Source organism: Nocardioides hungaricus, from assembly GCF_054782915.1.
In genome coordinates, this window is sequence record NZ_BAAGRO010000026.1 from 1 (window position 1) to 16,199 (window position 16,199).

At 70.4% G+C, this 16,199-nt stretch carries 18 protein-coding genes and 1 tRNA gene; 14 read left to right on the plus strand and 5 right to left on the minus strand.

Features of this window, described 5'->3' with window-relative positions; all coding sequences use genetic code 11:
- Positions 1-105: 105 nt before the first annotated feature.
- Genes ACYVKX_RS11035 through ACYVKX_RS11060 form a run of 6 tightly spaced genes read left to right on the plus strand, consistent with a single transcriptional unit; the run spans position 106 to position 6,979 of the window.
- Positions 106-1,053, plus strand: coding sequence for an ABC transporter permease (locus ACYVKX_RS11035; RefSeq protein ID WP_460831987.1), 948 nt, complete (start codon positions 106-108; stop codon positions 1,051-1,053).
- 17 nt (positions 1,054-1,070) lie between these two features.
- On the plus strand, positions 1,071-2,057 hold the full coding sequence (locus tag ACYVKX_RS11040) for a substrate-binding domain-containing protein (RefSeq protein ID WP_460831989.1): 987 nt from the start codon (positions 1,071-1,073) through the stop codon (positions 2,055-2,057).
- 29 nt (positions 2,058-2,086) lie between these two features.
- Positions 2,087-3,064 (plus strand): cyclase family protein, encoded by a 978-nt coding sequence (locus ACYVKX_RS11045; protein WP_460831991.1) that lies wholly within the window; start codon positions 2,087-2,089, stop codon positions 3,062-3,064.
- Positions 3,065-3,117: 53 nt separating this feature from the next.
- Positions 3,118-4,179: a hypothetical protein gene (locus ACYVKX_RS11050; protein ID WP_460831995.1), complete on the plus strand. Its 1,062-nt coding sequence runs from the start codon at positions 3,118-3,120 to the stop codon at positions 4,177-4,179.
- On the plus strand, positions 4,176-5,273 hold the full coding sequence (locus ACYVKX_RS11055) for an LLM class flavin-dependent oxidoreductase (protein WP_460831998.1): 1,098 nt from the start codon (positions 4,176-4,178) through the stop codon (positions 5,271-5,273). The genes ACYVKX_RS11050 and ACYVKX_RS11055 overlap by 4 nt, the downstream gene beginning before the upstream one ends.
- Positions 5,270-6,979 carry a dihydroxyacetone kinase family protein gene (locus ACYVKX_RS11060; RefSeq protein WP_460832001.1) on the plus strand — a complete coding sequence of 570 codons (1,710 nt, stop codon included), beginning with the start codon at positions 5,270-5,272 and terminating at the stop codon, positions 6,977-6,979. Before ACYVKX_RS11055 ends, ACYVKX_RS11060 begins: the two co-directional genes overlap by 4 nt.
- Positions 6,980-7,051: 72 nt before the next feature.
- Here the strand turns inward: ACYVKX_RS11060 and ACYVKX_RS11065 are convergent, their stop codons facing one another.
- From ACYVKX_RS11065 to ACYVKX_RS11085, 5 genes are read right to left on the minus strand one after another with little or no spacing between them, the layout of a single operon-like run.
- Complete coding sequence (locus tag ACYVKX_RS11065; protein ID WP_460832004.1) at positions 7,052-7,501, minus strand: DUF4190 domain-containing protein; 450 nt, start codon at positions 7,499-7,501, stop codon at positions 7,052-7,054.
- Positions 7,502-7,529: 28 nt separating this feature from the next.
- Entirely contained in the window at positions 7,530-8,543 is a 1,014-nt protein-coding gene (locus tag ACYVKX_RS11070; protein ID WP_460832006.1) for an adenosine deaminase, read from the minus strand.
- 2 nt (positions 8,544-8,545) lie between these two features.
- Positions 8,546-9,763, minus strand: a complete 1,218-nt coding sequence (locus ACYVKX_RS11075) for a pyridoxal phosphate-dependent aminotransferase (protein WP_460832008.1) — start codon at positions 9,761-9,763, stop codon at positions 8,546-8,548.
- A gap of 30 nt (positions 9,764-9,793) precedes the next feature.
- A complete protein-coding gene (locus tag ACYVKX_RS11080) occupies positions 9,794-10,339 on the minus strand; it encodes a hypothetical protein (RefSeq protein WP_460832011.1) in 546 nt (181 codons plus the stop codon).
- A complete protein-coding gene (locus tag ACYVKX_RS11085; protein ID WP_460832015.1) occupies positions 10,336-10,614 on the minus strand; it encodes a type II toxin -antitoxin system TacA 1-like antitoxin in 279 nt (92 codons plus the stop codon). Before ACYVKX_RS11085 ends, ACYVKX_RS11080 begins: the two co-directional genes overlap by 4 nt.
- Before the next feature lie 273 nt (positions 10,615-10,887).
- Between ACYVKX_RS11085 and ACYVKX_RS11090 the strand changes: the two genes are divergently transcribed.
- From ACYVKX_RS11090 to ACYVKX_RS11125, 8 genes are all read left to right on the plus strand, one after another.
- Positions 10,888-10,960, plus strand: a tRNA-Trp gene (locus ACYVKX_RS11090).
- 43 nt (positions 10,961-11,003) lie between these two features.
- Positions 11,004-11,252, plus strand: a complete 249-nt coding sequence (gene secE, locus ACYVKX_RS11095; protein WP_460832018.1) for a preprotein translocase subunit SecE — start codon at positions 11,004-11,006, stop codon at positions 11,250-11,252.
- 39 nt (positions 11,253-11,291) lie between these two features.
- Entirely contained in the window at positions 11,292-12,185 is an 894-nt protein-coding gene (gene nusG / locus ACYVKX_RS11100) for a transcription termination/antitermination protein NusG (RefSeq protein WP_460832020.1), read from the plus strand.
- Between the two features lie 237 nt (positions 12,186-12,422).
- A complete protein-coding gene (gene rplK / locus ACYVKX_RS11105; protein WP_460832022.1) occupies positions 12,423-12,854 on the plus strand; it encodes a 50S ribosomal protein L11 in 432 nt (143 codons plus the stop codon).
- 59 nt (positions 12,855-12,913) lie between these two features.
- Positions 12,914-13,636, plus strand: a complete 723-nt coding sequence (rplA, locus tag ACYVKX_RS11110) for a 50S ribosomal protein L1 (protein ID WP_460832024.1) — start codon at positions 12,914-12,916, stop codon at positions 13,634-13,636.
- Positions 13,637-13,933: 297 nt separating this feature from the next.
- Complete coding sequence (gene rplJ, locus ACYVKX_RS11115; protein ID WP_460832028.1) at positions 13,934-14,488, plus strand: 50S ribosomal protein L10; 555 nt, start codon at positions 13,934-13,936, stop codon at positions 14,486-14,488.
- Between the two features lie 82 nt (positions 14,489-14,570).
- On the plus strand, positions 14,571-14,969 hold the full coding sequence (gene rplL, locus ACYVKX_RS11120) for a 50S ribosomal protein L7/L12 (protein WP_460832030.1): 399 nt from the start codon (positions 14,571-14,573) through the stop codon (positions 14,967-14,969).
- Positions 14,970-15,242: 273 nt separating this feature from the next.
- Positions 15,243-16,196 carry an ABC transporter ATP-binding protein gene (locus ACYVKX_RS11125; protein WP_460832032.1) on the plus strand — a complete coding sequence of 318 codons (954 nt, stop codon included), beginning with the start codon at positions 15,243-15,245 and terminating at the stop codon, positions 16,194-16,196.
- The last annotated feature ends 3 nt before the right edge of the window (positions 16,197-16,199 follow it).

Consider the following 16,199-nt stretch of genomic DNA (forward strand, 5'->3'; position numbering starts at 1 on the left):
TGATCACCCAGCCGAGACCGACACGTCAGGTCGTACCTGAACCGACACGTCAGGTCGTACGCCGACAAGGGGCGCTCGACCGCGTTCTGGGTCGGGCTCGTCCTCGTGCTGCTCGTGCTGGTCTTCAACGCCCTCTCCTCCGGCGTCTTCACCGGCCCCCGCAGCATCAACGGCCTCCTCCTCGACGGCGCGGTCGGCATCCTGCTCGCCTGCGGCGTCACGTTCCTCCTCGCGGCGGGGATGCTCGATCTCTCGATCGGCGCCAACCTGGTGCTCAGCTCCGTCGCGGCCGCGGCCTCGCTCAAGGCGGTCGCCGGCGACGACGGGTTCACCTATGACGGCGGCGGTGGGCGCCTGGTGGTCGCCTGTCTCGCCGCGCTCGCGGCCGCGCTCGCCTCGGGGGTGGGGTTCGGGATCGTGAACGGCCTGGTCGTCACGAAGCTCAAGGTCAACTCCTTCATCGCCACCCTGGGCACCGCGGGCGCGGCCACCGGCCTGGTTCTGGTGCTCACCGACGGCAACAACATCACCGGGTTCCCGACCGACATCCAGCGCACCATCGGCACCGCGTCGGTCGGCGAGATCCTGCCCGTCCAGACCATCGTGGTCCTGGTGCTGGCCGGATACCTGTGGTTCTCGATGCGGCGCACCCGGCTGGGTCTCTACGCCATCTCCATCGGCAGCTCGTCCGAGGCCGCCCGCCGAGCCGGGATCCGGGTGGACGCGACCGTGATCAAGCTCTTCGCGCAGATGGGGCTGCTGGCGGGGCTCGCCGGCTTCCTGGGGCTGGTGCGGTTCTCCACCACGACCATCGGCGGCAGCGAGGGGGCCGCGCTGGCCGCCATCGCCGCGGCCGTCATCGGCGGCACCAGCCTCTTCGGCGGCGTGGCCACCGTGGGCGGCAGCATCGTCGGTGCCTTCCTTCCTGTCGTTCTCGGGTCCGGGCTCATCGTGATCGGTGTGCCGTCCTTCTATCAGCAGATCGTCGTCGGACTGATCCTCATCCTGGCGGTCTTCATCGACCAGGAGCGTCGATCCAGGCGTCTGGCCTAGCACAGAACGGAACAATGATGTCCAAGAAACTCATCGCCACCTCGGCCGCGTTGGCACTGCTCACCAGCGGCTGCGCGTTCGGCAAGGACAGCGCGGCCGACTCCAGCGGCGGCGACCGCCCCCGCCTGGCCCTGGTGAGCGCGCTCGCCAGCATCTCCTACTACACGACGATGAACTGCGGTGCGCAGGCGGCCGCCAAGGAGTTCGGCGTCGACGTCACCTACGAGGCGCCGAAGGCGTTCGACGCCGCGGAGCAGCAGCAGATCCTGCAGTCCCTCCTCGTCAAGGGCCTCGACGGCCTCATCGTGGTCCCGGCCGACAGCAGTGCGCTCAACGCGACCCTGGCCCAGACGGCCCAGGACATGCCGGTGATGACGACCGACCTGGCCCCCAGCGAGCAGATCGGTCTGGCCAGCATCTCCAGCGACGGACGAGAGGGGGGCGCCCTGGCTGCCGACTACATGGCCGAGCAGCTCAAGGGCACCTCGGGCAAGGTGCTCGTCCTGGCCAACTCGCCGACCATCACGCCGGTCGTGGACCGCGCACAGGGGTTCATCGACCGGATGGCCAAGATCGCGCCGAACATCGAGGTGCTGCCCATCGAGTACTCCGGGGGCGAGCCGAGCGACGCCGCGAAGATCGTCGGCAACACGCTGCGCGCGAACGACGACCTCGTCGGAGTGTTCGCGACCTTCCAGCCGTCGGTCTTCGGCACCATGTCGGCGTTCAACGGCAACTCGGAGGCCGACGACATCGTGGTGGTCGGCTACGACGGCGACCCCGCCGAGGTCGACGCGCTCAAGGCCGGCGACATCGACGCGCTGGTGATCCAGACGCCGTACGAGATGGGCTACCAGGCCGTCAAGCAGATGTCCGAGGTGCTCGCCGGCGACGTCGAGGAGAGCGCGATCGACTACCAGCAGACCACCCCCGTGGTGCTGGCGACTGCCGACAACCTCAGCGACCCCGAGGTCGACAAGTACCTCTACACGAACGATTGCTGAGGCCAGACGACCGACGGGACGGGAGAGCGATGGCTGAGGACGACGGCAGGGCCCGCGCGGGCGTGTCACTCGAGGAGTTGCTCGCGGACGCGCCCAGGAACTGGGGCCGGTGGGGGTCCGACGACGAGCTCGGTGCGCTCAACTACCTCACCCCGGCAGGGGTGCTGCGGGCCATCACCGAGGTCCGCAGCGGCGAGGTGTTCACCCTGGGGACGCGCATCGGCGGCGCCGAGGGCGAGCCGGTGACTCCCGAGCGGTCCGCCGCGCGCCGCTGGCACGTCCAAGACCATGGGACCTACACCTCGGGGGATCTCGAGCCCCTTCCGGGAGGGCTCGAGTGGGCCGACGACAAGATCGAGATGTTCCTGCAGGGCACCACCCACTACGACGGCATCGGGCACGCGTGGTACGGCGACCGGCTCTACAACGGCTATCCGGCCGACGACACCATCGGCCACATGCGCAGGGCCGGCGTCTTGCCGATCGCCCAGCACGGTGTCGTCGGCCGCGGTGTCCTGGTCGACATCGCGCGACATCGCGGAGCCGGCCACCTCGGTCGCGCCGAGCCGTTCGAGCTCGAGGAGCTGCTCGAGGCAGCGGCAACCCAGGGCGTGGAGTTCCGGTTGGGCGACATCTTGTTGGTACGGACCGGCTGGGTCGAGCTGTTCTACGAGGACCGTGACCGGTTCTACGAGCAGCCCTTCCACGAGCCCGGGCTGGTCTACACCCGTGCCGTGTCGGACTGGTTCCACGACCAGCAGATCGCGGCGTACGGCACGGACACCGTCGCCAACGAGATCCAGCCACAGCCGGAGAGCGATGTCATGTCGGTCCTCCACGCGGCCCTCATGCGCAACCTCGGGGTCGCCTTCAACGAGATCCTGTGGCTGCCCGAGCTCGCCGGGGCCTGTGCCGGCGACGCGCGATGGTCCTTCCTCTACTGCGCCGCGCCGCTGAAGGTCGTCGGCGCCACCGGTGCGCCGGTGAACCCGCTCGCCATCCGCTGACCCCGGTGCCGCCCGGCCGTGCGGCACCTGTCCACCACAAGAGAGAGAACGCGATGACCAACAGCCCAACCTCCTTCGACACCGAGATCGAGCGCGTCGTCGCGCGGCTCGTCGCCGCGCGCGAGGCGGGTTTGACCTGGCTCGTCAGCCGGATCCGCGACGACGGTGAGCCGGTCGGCGCCAAGGAGGAGAACGCCTACTACCGGCTTCCCTGGGCGCTCGCGACCTCCGGCCGGGTCCTCGAGGCAGGATCGGTGATGTCCTGGATGGAGCGTGCCGCGCTCACCGAGACCGGTGACCTGGTCCCCGGCCCCGCGCAGACTCCGTGGACGGCCGCCAACGCGCCCTACCCGCTCGCGATCATGGCGATCGGTGCCTGGCACCTCGAGCGCTACAACACCGCCAACCGGATCATGGACAACCTGGTCCGGTTCCAGGACCCCGAGAGCGGCGGGGCCTACGTCGAGCACCCGGACCACCGGTCCACGGGCCGGCAGGACCTGCTCTGCACCGCGCAACTCGGCATGGCCGGCCTTGCCACGGGCCGTCGCGAGGTGGCCGACCGCGCCTACCGCTGGCTGGAGCGGCTGCTGGCGGACCAGCCGTCACTGCCGGACCGGCTGCTCATCAGCACCGACGCGAACGGGCTGGTCACCGAGTTCCCCGCAGACGCCGCGTTCGGGCACGTGATCGACTTCCAGGCGCCACGGCAGGCCTTCTTCAACCCCGGCATCGGCGCGGCGTTCCTCGCCCGCTACTACATGGTGACGGGGCAGACCCACGCGCGCGACCTCGGCCGCCAACTGCTCGTCCTGTCGGAGACCGCCACCGATCAGCAGTACGACTTCGCCGACACCGTCCACGTGGGGAAGTTCGCCTGGGGTGCCGCGACGATGCTCGAGGCCGACCCGGCCGAGAGCCACCTGCGCGACGTCTTGCTGATGGCGGACTGGTACGCCAACTGTCAGCTCCCGGACGGGCGCTGGAACCCCTCGGCCTTCCTCTATCCGAGGCCCAACGAGGCGGACGCGCTGTGGAAGACGGCCGAGCACATCTTGATCATCAACCTCATGCTCGGGTCCCTCCGCAGTCAGGCGCTGGAGCCGGCGGCGTGAGGTTCGGCATCGCGTACGCGACCCATCCAGACGTCATCGCCTCCTGCGTCGAGGCCGACCGGCTGGGCTACGACGCGGTCCATCTCTACGACACTCCTCTGGTGTTCTCCGAGGTGTTCTCGGTCGCCGGCGCCGTGGCGGCCAAGACGGAGCGGGTGCGGATCGGCATCTCGGTCGCGGTGCCCCATCTCCGGCTCCCGCACGTGCTCGCCGCTGGGGTCGGCACCCTCAACGCGATGGCCCCCGGCCGGGTGCAACTCGCGCTCGGCACCGGCTTCACCGCTGCGTTGACCACCGGGTCCACGGCCGACACGTGGGCCACGGTCGCCGACGCGGTGCGGGTGTGCCGCGGGATCCTCGGCGACGAGTTGACCGAGGCACCGGTCAAGGGCGGTCGTCGATGGGTCAAGCACCTGCACGCCGACCGCGGCTTCATCAACACCCACGACGAGGTGCCGATCTACATCAGTGCCGCCGGCCCCAAGGGCATGCGGGTCACCGCCGAGCTCGCCGACGGCTTCTACACGATGTCGGCCGGCCAGCGGCCGGTTCCCGAGGAGCTCGCCGCCACGGTCGGCGCGATCGGCGCCCTGGCTGCCGAGGCCGGGCGGGCCCCGCTCCCGGTCAGCCTCTTCACGACGATGGCGGTCAAGGAGCCCGACGAGCCCTCGGACTCCGACCGGCTGCGTGGCTTCGTCGGTCCCGCCGTGACCCAGCACTTCCACGGCGACCTCGGGTTCGGCGTCGAAGACCCGCGGACGCCACCGCTGCTGCGCGAGGCGGCACGCCGCTTCCACGAGGAGGTCGGTCGGCACATCGAGGGTCCTGCGCCGTACTCCCGCCAGCATCGTGGCCACGCGATCTTCGTGCGCGACGAGGAGGCCCACCTGCTCACGCCGGAGCTGATCGAGGCGGTGTGCCAGATCGGCACCGCCGAGGAGCTCCTCGGCGAGATCGCGGCGATGGAGGAGGCCGGCGTCGACGAGATCGTGTGGCAGGTCATGCCCGGCCATGAGGACGAGGTGGCTCGGTTCGCCACCGAGGTGATGGAGCCCTACCGGGCGCGCGCCGCGGACCGGGGTCGGGTGAGATGACCAAGCTCGTCAACGACCCGGACCGGTTCGCGCGCGACGCGCTCGCCGGGTTCGCCACGGCGAACGCCGAGCACGTCGTGCTGCTCGACGGCGGCGTGGTCCGCGCGAGCGCCAGTCCGGCCGACCAGGTCGCGCTGGTGCTGGGCGGCGGCTCGGGCCACTTCCCGGCCTTCGCCGGCTGGGTGGGGCCCGGGATGGCCCATGGCGCGGCCTGCGGCAACGTCTTCGCCTCGCCTTCGCAGACGCAGGTGCTGGAGGTGGCCCGCGCGGCCGACAACGGTGCCGGCGTCCTGTTCCTGCCGATCAACTACGCCGGTGACATCCTCCACTTCTCGGCTGCTGCCGACGACCTCCGCGCCGCCGGCCACCTGGCGGAGATGGTGGCGATCACCGACGACATCGCATCCGGGCCGCCCGGGCGGCGTACCGACCGCCGCGGCATCGCGGGCAGCTTCCTCGTCGTCAAGGTCGTCGGCGCCGCGGCCGAGCGCGGACGCAGTCTCGCTGAGCTCACCGAGGTGGCGGAGAGGATCAATGGCCTCACCGCGACCTTCGGCGTCGCCCTCTCCGGTTGCACCCTCCCCGGGGCGGCCACGCCCCTCTTCGAGGTCCCGGAGGGCCGGATCGCGGTGGGGCTGGGCATCCACGGGGAACCCGGCATCGCCGAGCGCGACCTCGGGTCGGCCGACGACGTGGCCGACCTGCTGCTCGACGGGCTGCTCGCCGAGGTGGCGCCCCCGGCGGGTGCGGCGGTTGCGGTCCTCGTGAACGGGCTCGGGTCGACCACACCGGACGAGCTGCACGTCGTCTTCGCGCGGGTGCACGACCGGCTCACGGCCGGCGGCTTCCGGATCGTCGCGCCGGTCGTCGGCGAGCTCGTGAGCAGTCTCGACATGGCCGGCGTCTCGCTGTCGATGGCCGTCCTCGATGACGAGCTCGAGGAGCTGTGGACCGATCCGGCCGAGGCACCGTGCTTCCGTCGAGGACTCGCGACTCCACGGCCGCGCCGCGCGCGCTTGGCGCTCCCCGCGAGCACGGAGGCGGCGCCCGCGCCGGCCTCCCCGGCCTCGACCGAGCTCGCCGCGGCCGTGGCGGGGGCTCTCGCCGACGTGGCCGGAGCGCTGGCCGCCGCGGACCAGCGGCTGGGCGAGATCGATGCCGTCGCCGGCGACGGCGACCACGGCATCGGGATGCGCCGCGGCTCGGCTGCCGCCGCCGAGGCGGCGGCAGCACTCGCCGGCCGAGCAGGAGCCGGGACGACGATGCGCGCGGCCGGCGCCGCGTGGTCCGATGTGGGCGGAGGCACCTCCGGAGCCCTGTGGGGCGCCGGGATCGCGGCCGCCGCCGACGTCGTCGGCGATGACGAGGTGCCCGATCCCGGCCGGCTCGTCGAGACGGTAGCGGCGTTCGCCGCGGCCGTGGTCGAGCGTGGCGGTGCGGCCGTCGGGGACAAGACGATGGTCGACGCGATCGAGCCGTTCGCCCGCGCCTTCGCCGAGGAGATCGGCGACGGCCGGGAGATCGCGGCCGCCTGGCGGGCGGCGACCGAGGCAGCCCGCAACGGTGCGGAGGGCACGGTCGGGTTCAGCGCCAAGAAGGGACGCTCGAAGCTGCACGCCGACCGCTCGCTCGGCACTCCCGACGCCGGGGCGGTCTCCTTCGTGCTGGTGGTCGAGGCCATCGGCGCCCGGCTGACCGGGCGGTAACGGGGCGAGCCCTCCTGACGTGCGCGGCGCCGGCGCTTCGGGGCGGTGCAGGTCGGCTGCGAGCTGTAGGGGTCAGTGGCCGGAGCTGCTGCCCGGGGAGTCCACGGCGATCGCGATGACGATGAACGCCACCACGGCCAGGACCGCGAGGATCAGCAGGACCGTCCCGATGATGCCCATGATCTTGCCGGCCGAGGCCGAGCCCTCGCCGCCGTACGTGCCGGGGTGGGCCTTGATCTCGTGGCTCGCCTTGGCGCCGATCGCCCAGGCGAACGGCGAGAGCACCAGGGTGATGCCGCCGCAGGCGACGACGCCGGCCAGACCGATGATGCCGAGCACCATCGCGGTGGTCGCGGACGGGTGGTTCGGCAGGGGCGGCTGGCCATACGGCGCCTGCGGATAGCCGTACGGCTGTTGCTGGTGGTGCGGCTGCTGGTGGTGCTGGGGGTAGTACGGATTGGGGTTCGGCGGCTGCTGGGGAGGCTGCTGCTCGCCGTAGGGATTGTCGGGGCCCGTGGTCATGGGGACATCTTGGCAGGATCCGCCCGTTTCACCGAGCGTTCAGCCAGCCGTCGATGTCGCCGAGGATCGCGGCCCGTACGTCGGACGGCGCCCGCGACGCCCGCACCGACATCCGGGCCAGCTCGGCCAACTGCTCGTCGGTGAGCTCGTGGGCGGCGCGCATGGTGGCGTACTGCCCGGCCAGCCGCGACCCGAAGAGCAGCGGATCGTCGGCTCCGAGCGCGACCGTCGCGCCGGCGGCCAGCAGCGTCGGCAGCGGCACCGAGGTCAGGTCGGAGTAGACGCCGAGCGCGACGTTCGAGACCGGGCACACCTCAAGCACGACGCCGGTCGCGACGATCCGCTCCAGCAGCTCCGGGTCCTCGGCCGCGCGCACGCCGTGGCCGAGCCGCTGCGCGCGCAGCTCGTCGAGGCAGAGCCGGATGTGCTCGGGTCCGCGCAGCTCGCCGCCGTGGGGCGCCAGCAGCAGTCCGGCGCGCTCGGCGATGCGGAACGCCGGCGCGAACTCGCCGGTCCGGCCGCGTCGCTCGTCGTTGGAGAGCCCGAAGCCGACGACCCCGCGTCCGGCGTACTGCCCGGCCAGGCGGGCCAGCGTGCGGGCGTCCATCGGGTGCCGGGTGCGGTTGGCGGCGATCACGACCGCCATGCCGAGGCCGGTCGCGGCCGAGGCGTCCCGGACGGCGTCGAGCACCAGGTCGGTGAACGCGGTGATGCCGCCGAAGCGGGTGGCGTACCCACTGGGGTCGACCTGGATCTCCAGCCACCGGCCGCCGTCGCGGACGTCGTCCTCGGCCGCCTCGCGCACCAGCCGGCGCACGTCACCCTCGGTGCGCAGCACCGACCGCGCCACGTCGTAGAGCCGCTGGAAGCGGAACCAGCCCTTCTCGTCGGCCGCCGACAGCCTCGGCGGCCAGTCCTCGACCAGTTGGTCGGGCAGCGCGATCCCGTCGCGGGCGGCGAGCTCGAGCAGCGTCGAGTGCCGCATCGACCCGGTGAAGTGCAGGTGGAGATGCGCCTTCGGCAGCCGGTGGAGCTCCCTCACTCTCAGGCGAAGAGCTTCTGCAGCCGCGTGACGCCCTCGACCAGGTCATCGTCGCCGAGCGCGTAGGACAGCCGGAGGTAGCCGGGCGAGCCGAACGCCTCGCCGGGCACGACCGCGACCTCGGCCTGGTCGAGGATGTACTCGGCCAGCTCGGCGGAGGTCTCGATGACCGTGCCGCCGTACTCCTTGCCGAGCAGGGCCCGCACCGACGGGTAGGCGTAGAACGCGCCGCCCGGGGTCGGGCAGACGACGCCGTCGATCTCGTTGAGCATCGCGACGATGGTCCGGCGGCGCCGGTCGAAGGCGGCCTTCATCTCCTCGACCGCGGTCAGGTCGCCCTCGAGGGCGGCGAGCGCGGCGCGCTGCGTGACGTTGGCGACGTTCGAGGTCGCGTGCGACTGGAGGTTGGTGGCGGCCCTGACCAGGTCGGCCGGGCCGATCATCCAGCCGACCCGCCAGCCGGTCATCGCGTAGGTCTTCGCGACGCCGTTGACGACGACGGTGTGCTCGGCGAGCTCGGGGCAGAGCACCGGCAGCGAGCCGGTCTGGATGTTGTCGTAGACGAGGTGCTCGTAGATCTCGTCGGTCAGCACCCACAGGCCGTGCTCCTCGACCCAGGTGCCGATGGCGCGGATCTCGTCGGCGGTGTAGACCGCGCCGGTCGGGTTCGACGGAGACACGAACAGCAGCACCTTGGTGCGGTCGGTGCGCGCGGCCTCGAGCTGGTCGACCGTCACCTTGTAGTCCTGGGTCTCGTCGGCGAGCACCTCGACCGGCGTACCCCCGGCCAGCGAGATGACCTCCGGATAGGTCGTCCAGTACGGCGCCGGCACGATCACCTCGTCGCCCGGGTCGAGCATCGTGGCGAACGCCGCGTAGATGGCCTGCTTGCCGCCGTTGGTGACCAGCACCTGGCCCGGCTCGATCTCCAGGCCGCTGTCGCGCCTCGTCTTGGCCGCGATCGCCTTCTTCAGCTCGGGCAGGCCGCCGGCCGGGGTGTAGCGGTGGTTCCTCGGGTCGCGGGCGGCCTCGGCCGCCGCCTCCACGATGTACGCGGGCGTCGGGAAGTCCGGCTCGCCGGCGCCGAACCCGATCACCGGACGGCCCTCCGCCTTCAGCGCCTTCGCCTTCGCATCGACCTTCAGCGTCGCGGACTCGGCGATGGCGCCGATCCTGCGGGAGACGCGGCGGGAGCGGGGAGAGGTCTCGGGGGAGGTCATGGCACCATCGTAGGGCGGTCGGCCGGGGAGTCAGGTCCCGCCCGCTTCCGCGGAGAAGAGCGCGGCGCGAGCGGTCGAGACCTTCATGAAGAGCGCGAGGTCGCCCTCGATGCCGCTCGGCTTGAAGCCGTTGCGGGTGTAGAAGCCGAGGAGCCCCGGATGGTCGGCATCGACGACGATCACCTTGCCCCCGCCGGCATCGGCGACCCGCACGATGGTCTCCAGAGCGTCGCGCAGGAGCTGGCGGCCCCACTGGGCCTCCCTGTCTGCGCGTAGGTCGACGTGAACGGCGAGCTTGCCGAGCTTCCAGGCGGGGACGGTCTGCGGCCAGCCGCGTGCCATCGACCGCGGGACGGCGTCGCGCACGACCTGGGTCGGGTTGATCGCGTAGTAGCCGACCACCCGGCTCCGGTCCTCCTCGGTCTCGTTGAGCAGGTAGACCGCCGCGACGCCGGCCCGCACCGACGCCGCGGCATGTCGAACGAGCCACTCGTCGTAGGAGGGTGCACCGCAGTCGAAGGCATCCAGGTCATGCTCTGGGGCCAGCCTGACGACGGTGTAGGTCGGTTCGCTCACGCGTCGATACGGCGGGGGAGCGCGGCGAGGCTCTCCAGTTCCGGTGACTCGTCGGCGACGTCGATCGAGGCCATCATCGAGTCGAAGACCTCGGGAGCCATCAGGGTCACCTCGGCGTGTGCGATTACCTTCAGGGCGGCGTCGCGGACCGCGTCTGTGACGAATGCGGTCTTGGTGACGTGCAGGCGGTCGGCGGCCTCGGCGATCATCAGGTCGAGGTCGTGGTCGATGCGGGCCTCGAGCCGCGCTTTGGCCGGCCTGGTTGCTGTCCCCATGGCGATCGCCTCCTTCTCCTGCGGGCTCTCTGTCGGCTCAAGTGTACGGCAGACGTACGGCAGAACCGAAGGCCGGGAGCCACCAACCGAAGGCTGGCAGGACTTGGTCGGTGCCTGATGCCCGCCACCCCAGGCCGCCGGGGCGGCGGGTCGCAGGCGCCGTCGATGTCGGTTCGACTCGGCCGGGGTGTTCCCCGTAGACTTCCCGTTTGGTGGTTCTGCCACATGGTGGGTTGCGCCCATTTCGGGTTTTGGCCCACCCGGGACCATCGGAGGGCACTAGCTCAACTGGCAGAGCATCGGTCTCCAAAACCGAAGGTTGGGGGTTCAAGTCCCTCGTGCCCTGCAAGGAACCGGTGGACAACCAGTAGACGAGGAGAGGTGAGGACGTGCCGGACAGCAAGGCGGTCCGTGGATCGCGCGGCGGGGACACCCACAAGCGCACCAGTCTTCCCACGTTCTACCGGCAGGTGGTCGCCGAGCTCCGCAAGGTCGTCTACCCGACGCAGGAGCAGCTGGTCACCTACTTCATCGTGGTGATGGTCTTCGTCGTCGTGATGATGGCGATCGTGTCGCTGCTCGACCTGGGCTTCGGCAAGCTCGTGTTCGCGATCTTCACCGGCTCGTTCAGCACCTGATCGCGGTCGCCCCGACCACCCGCAGCACCCGAACACCTGATGGAGCAGTACGTGTCTGAGCAGGAGTACGACTCGGTCGAGACCGAGGAGACCGCCCCCGAGGTCGAGGCGTCCCTCGAGGACCAGTACGGCGAGCCGAACGACGGCCCCGAGGTGGAGGTCGACCCCCGCCTGGACGCCGAGGTCACCGACGAGGCCACCGACGAGGCCATGGGCCTCGACGACACCCAGGACGACGGCGCGACCAGCCTCGAGATGTCCGAGGCCGAGGGCGACTCCGAGGACTCCGAGCACGAGGTCGACGAGAACGACCCGCTCGAGGCGTTCCGCCGCGAGCTGTGGGCCAAGCCGGGCGACTGGTTCGTCGTGCACACCTACTCCGGCATGGAGAACCGGGTGAAGTCGAACCTCGAGAACCGCATCATCTCCCTCAACATGGAGGACTACATCCACGAGATCGTGGTCCCCACCGAGGAGGTCGCGGAGATCAAGAACGGCCAGCGCAAGATGGTGCGCCGGACCGTCCTCCCCGGCTACGTCCTGGTCCGGATGGACCTCACCGACGAGTCCTGGGCCGCCGTGCGGCACACCCCGTCGGTCACCGGCTTCGTCGGCCACAGCCACCAGCCGGTGCCGCTGTCGATGTCCGAGGTCGAGAGCATGCTCGCCCCGGCCGTCGTCGCCCGCGCCGAGGCCGAGGCGGTCGCCGCCGGCAGCCCGGCCGCGTCCGGCGGCGGCGCCGCGAAGAAGCCGGTCGAGGTCGCCGACTTCGGCGTCTCCGACTCCGTCATGGTGGTCGACGGCCCGTTCGCCACGCTGCACGCGACGATCACCGAGATCAACGCGGAGTCGCAGCGGGTCAAGGCGCTGGTCGAGATCTTCGGCCGCGAGACCCCGGTCGAGCTCAGCTTCAGCCAGATTCAGCGCGTCTGAGCCCCTGTCCGGCGCTTGCGCCGGGCAGGACGGGCGAAGAGATTGAGGAGCGTCGGCTCGCACCGCGCGCAGCGCGGGACGAGCGAGGCGTCTCGAAATCCAGAGGATGCGGATTTCGCGATCGACCAGGGCCCGCAGCACAATGGACAGGTTGCCCGAGGAGACACGGGCAGCAGCAGGTGGCAGAGGCGTACGGCGTACTCCTCGTCATGACCACGAGACAGAAAGAGAAGCAGCATGCCTCCGAAGAAGAAGATCGCCGCACTCGTCAAGGTGCAGCTCCAGGCCGGTGCCGCGACGCCGGCCCCGCCGGTCGGTACCGCGCTCGGTCCGCACGGCGTGAACATCATGGAGTTCTGCAAGGCCTACAACGCCCAGACCGAGTCCATGCGCGGCAACGTCATCCCGGTCGAGATCACGATCTACGAGGACCGGTCCTTCACCTTCGTCACCAAGACCCCGCCGGCCGCGGAGCTGATCAAGAAGGCCGCGGGCCTGCAGAAGGGCTCGGGCGTCCCGCACAAGGAGAAGGTCGGCAAGCTGACCAAGGACCAGGTGCGCGAGATCGCCCAGACCAAGATGCCCGACCTCAACGCCAACGACGTCGAGGCGGCCATGAAGATCGTCGAGGGCACCGCCCGCTCGATGGGCGTCACCACCGACAGCTGAAACCGTGGGAGGGCCGCGCTGGCCCGCTGACCACATGTCCTGAAAGCAGAGGAACCACCATGCAGCGCAGCAAGACCTACCGCGCCGCGGCCGAGACGTTCGACAAGGACGAGCTCTACGCGCCGCTGGCCGCGATCAAGATCGCGAAGACCACCAGCAAGAAGAAGTTCGACGAGACCGTGGACGTCGTGATGCGTCTCGGCGTCGACCCGCGCAAGGCCGACCAGATGGTCCGCGGCACGGTGAACCTGCCGCACGGCACCGGCAAGACCGCCCGCGTCCTCGTCTTCGCGAACGCCGACAAGGCCGAGGCCGCCCGTGAGGCCGGCGCTGACGTCGTCGGCGGCGACGAGCTCATCGAGAGGGTCGCCGGCGGCTGGCTCGACTTCGACGCCGTCGTCGCTACCCCCGACATGATGGGCAAGGTGGGCCGCCTCGGCCGCGTACTCGGCCCCCGGGGCCTGATGCCGAACCCGAAGACCGGCACCGTGACGCCGGACGTGGCCAAGGCCGTGTCCGACATCAAGGGTGGCAAGATCGAGTTCCGCGTCGACCGGCACGCCAACCTGCACTTCATCATCGGCAAGGCGTCCTTCTCCGAGTCCCAGCTCGCCGAGAACTACGCCGCGGCGCTGGAGGAGGTGCTCCGCCTGAAGCCGGCCAGCTCGAAGGGCCGCTACCTCAAGAAGGTCACCGTCTCCACGACGATGGGCCCCGGCGTCCAGGTCGACCCGAACCGCACCCGCAACGTCGCGGTCGAGGACGAGGCCACCTCGGCCTGATCTCATTTTCACGCCGAGTCGGCGCAGTCTCAACTGAGACTGCGCCGACTCGGCATTTGAGGGGTACGACGATCGATTTGGTGCGTGCGCGAAGGACGCGTAGTCTTCCGCTCGAAACCAGAGACCGCCGGTTGTCGGGCTGCGCCAGCAGCACGACCGAAGGCTCCGCGGAGACGCGGACGGCCAGCGCAGGTGACAGAGCGGGATCCTTCGGATCCATCCACGCCCTGAGCCCTGCGCTCGGGGCGTTCGTCTTCTCCGGGCCGGGCACGGTGGTCGACCACCGGAAGGAGACCCATGGCGCGGGCAGACAAGCAGGCGGCCGTCGCTGAGATCGTTGAGTCCTTCAACGACAGCGCCGGCGCCGTGCTGACCGAGTACCGCGGTCTCACCGTGAAGCAGCTGCAGGACCTGCGGCGCTCCCTCGGCGAGAACGCCAACTACGCCGTGGTCAAGAACACGCTGGCCAAGATCGCCGCCTCCGAGGCGGGCATCTCGGACTTCGACGACCTGCTCAACGGACCGACCGCCATCGCCTTCATCAACGGCGACGTCGTCGAGGCCGCGAAGGGTCTGCGTGACTTTGCCAAGGCGAACCCCGCCCTCGTCATCAAGGGCGGCGTCCTGGACGGCAAGCCTCTCGACGCGAAGGAGGTCGCCAAGCTGGCCGACCTCGAGTCGCGCGAGGTGCTCCTGGGCAAGCTGGCCGGCGCGATGCTCGCGTCGCTCAGCCAGGCCGTCTACCTGCTCAACGCGCCGATCGCCCAGGCCGCCCGCCTCGCGGGTGCGCTCCAGGCCAAGGCCGAGCAGGACCCCTCGATCCTCGCAGGTGGAGCCGGCAGCGACGCGTAGCCGTCGAGGATCGAGTCGAAACCAGTTCCACCCTCGTAGGACATCAACGACAAGCAAGACCCACACGGAAGGAAGCGCCACCATGGCGAAGCTCAGCACCGACGAGCTCCTCGACGCGTTCAAGGAGATGACGCTGATCGAGCTCAGCGAGTTCGTGAAGCAGTTCGAGGACACCTTCGGCGTCACCGCCGCCGCTCCGGTCGCCGTTGCCGCGGCCCCCGCCGCGGGTGGCGCCGCTGCCGCCGGCGGCGGCGACGACGCTGCCGCCCAGGACGAGTTCGACGTCATCTTGGAGTCGGCCGGCGAGAAGAAGATCAACGTCATCAAGGAGGTGCGCGGCCTCACCTCCCTCGGCCTGAAGGAGGCCAAGGACCTGGTCGAGTCCGCCCCCAAGGCGATCCTCGAGCACGTCGCGAAGGACGTCGCGGAGAAGGCCAAGGAGGCCCTCGAGGGCGCCGGCGCCACCGTCACCCTCAAGTGACGTCTCCCGGCTGAACGCAGCCGAAGTCCGCACGAGGGGCGGTCCACCCGGACGGGTGGGCCGCCCCTCGCGGCGTTCCCGGCGGAGGTCCGAGGACGTCCAGACCGTCTGTCCTCGGAGGTGTACGCCGCTGGGCGCCGGGGAAGGAAACTCGCGCGTAACTTCGCGGCAACCGTCGCGTTGGTACCGGTCAGGTGGGAGACGGGAGAGCGTGACGGGTGCGCCCGGGTGCCGAGCCGGACGCGCAGACGACGGAGGGACAGGGCGGGATCGATGGGCGTTGAGATCAAGGTCGAGCACCTCAGCAAGTCGTTCGGGAAGCAGCTGATCTGGGGCGACGTGACCCTGACCGTCCCCGCCGGCGAGATCTGCGTGATGCTGGGCCCCTCCGGCACCGGCAAGTCCGTCTTCCTCAAGACCCTGATCGGCCTGCTCAAGCCCGACCAGGGCTCGATCGTCATCGAGGGCACCGACATCGCCACCTGCTCGGAGAAGGACCTCTACGAGATCCGGAAGCTGTTCGGCGTGCTGTTCCAGGACGGCGCGATGTTCGGCTCGATGAACCTCTACGACAACGTCGCCTTCCCGCTGCGCGAGCACACCAAGAAATCCGAGTCCGAGATCCGCGACATCGTCATGGAGAAGATGGACCTGGTCGGCCTCATCGGCGCCGAGGACAAGCTGCCCGGCGAGATCTCCGGCGGCATGCGCAAGCGCGCCGGCCTGGCCCGCGCGCTCGTCCTCGAGCCCGAGATCGTGCTCTTCGACGAGCCGGACTCCGGCCTCGACCCGGTGCGCACGGCGTTCCTGAACCAGCTCATCGTCGACCTGAACGCCCAGATCGACGCCACGTTCCTCATCGTCACCCACGACATCAACACCGCCCGGACCGTCCCCGACAACATCGGCCTGCTCTACCACCGGCACCTCGCGATGTTCGGCCCCCGCGAGATGCTGCTCTCCTCCGAGGAGCCCGTGGTCCGCCAGTTCCTCAACGCCCAGCGGGTCGGCCCGATCGGCATGTCCGAGGAGAAGGACGCCGACGAGCTCGAGGCCGAGCGCGACCAGGAGCTGCCGCCGCTCCCGCCGATCCCGCTCCAGCTCGAGCCCTCCAACGGCATCGCCCGGCGCAGCCAGCGCGAGCCCGGTGCCTGGTGCCGCGACAACGGCATCACCCCGCCCGCCGGCTCGTTCGAGCAGAACATGTCCATGGTCACCGGAGGCTGATGC

Coding starts and splice junctions, on each gene's coding strand:
- ACYVKX_RS11040 (WP_460831989.1), top strand. CDS start 1,071: ATGTCCAAGAAACTCATCGCCACCTCGGCCGCGTTGGCACTGCTCACC.
- ACYVKX_RS11045 (WP_460831991.1), top strand. CDS start 2,087: ATGGCTGAGGACGACGGCAGGGCCCGCGCGGGCGTGTCACTCGAGGAG.
- ACYVKX_RS11050 (WP_460831995.1), top strand. CDS start 3,118: ATGACCAACAGCCCAACCTCCTTCGACACCGAGATCGAGCGCGTCGTC.
- ACYVKX_RS11060 (WP_460832001.1), top strand. CDS start 5,270: ATGACCAAGCTCGTCAACGACCCGGACCGGTTCGCGCGCGACGCGCTC.
- ACYVKX_RS11065 (WP_460832004.1), bottom strand. CDS start 7,501: ATGACCACGGGCCCCGACAATCCCTACGGCGAGCAGCAGCCTCCCCAG.
- ACYVKX_RS11075 (WP_460832008.1), bottom strand. CDS start 9,763: ATGACCTCCCCCGAGACCTCTCCCCGCTCCCGCCGCGTCTCCCGCAGG.
- ACYVKX_RS11085 (WP_460832015.1), bottom strand. CDS start 10,614: ATGGGGACAGCAACCAGGCCGGCCAAAGCGCGGCTCGAGGCCCGCATC.
- nusG (WP_460832020.1), top strand. CDS start 11,292: ATGGAGCAGTACGTGTCTGAGCAGGAGTACGACTCGGTCGAGACCGAG.
- rplK (WP_460832022.1), top strand. CDS start 12,423: ATGCCTCCGAAGAAGAAGATCGCCGCACTCGTCAAGGTGCAGCTCCAG.
- rplA (WP_460832024.1), top strand. CDS start 12,914: ATGCAGCGCAGCAAGACCTACCGCGCCGCGGCCGAGACGTTCGACAAG.
- rplJ (WP_460832028.1), top strand. CDS start 13,934: ATGGCGCGGGCAGACAAGCAGGCGGCCGTCGCTGAGATCGTTGAGTCC.
- rplL (WP_460832030.1), top strand. CDS start 14,571: ATGGCGAAGCTCAGCACCGACGAGCTCCTCGACGCGTTCAAGGAGATG.
- ACYVKX_RS11125 (WP_460832032.1), top strand. CDS start 15,243: ATGGGCGTTGAGATCAAGGTCGAGCACCTCAGCAAGTCGTTCGGGAAG.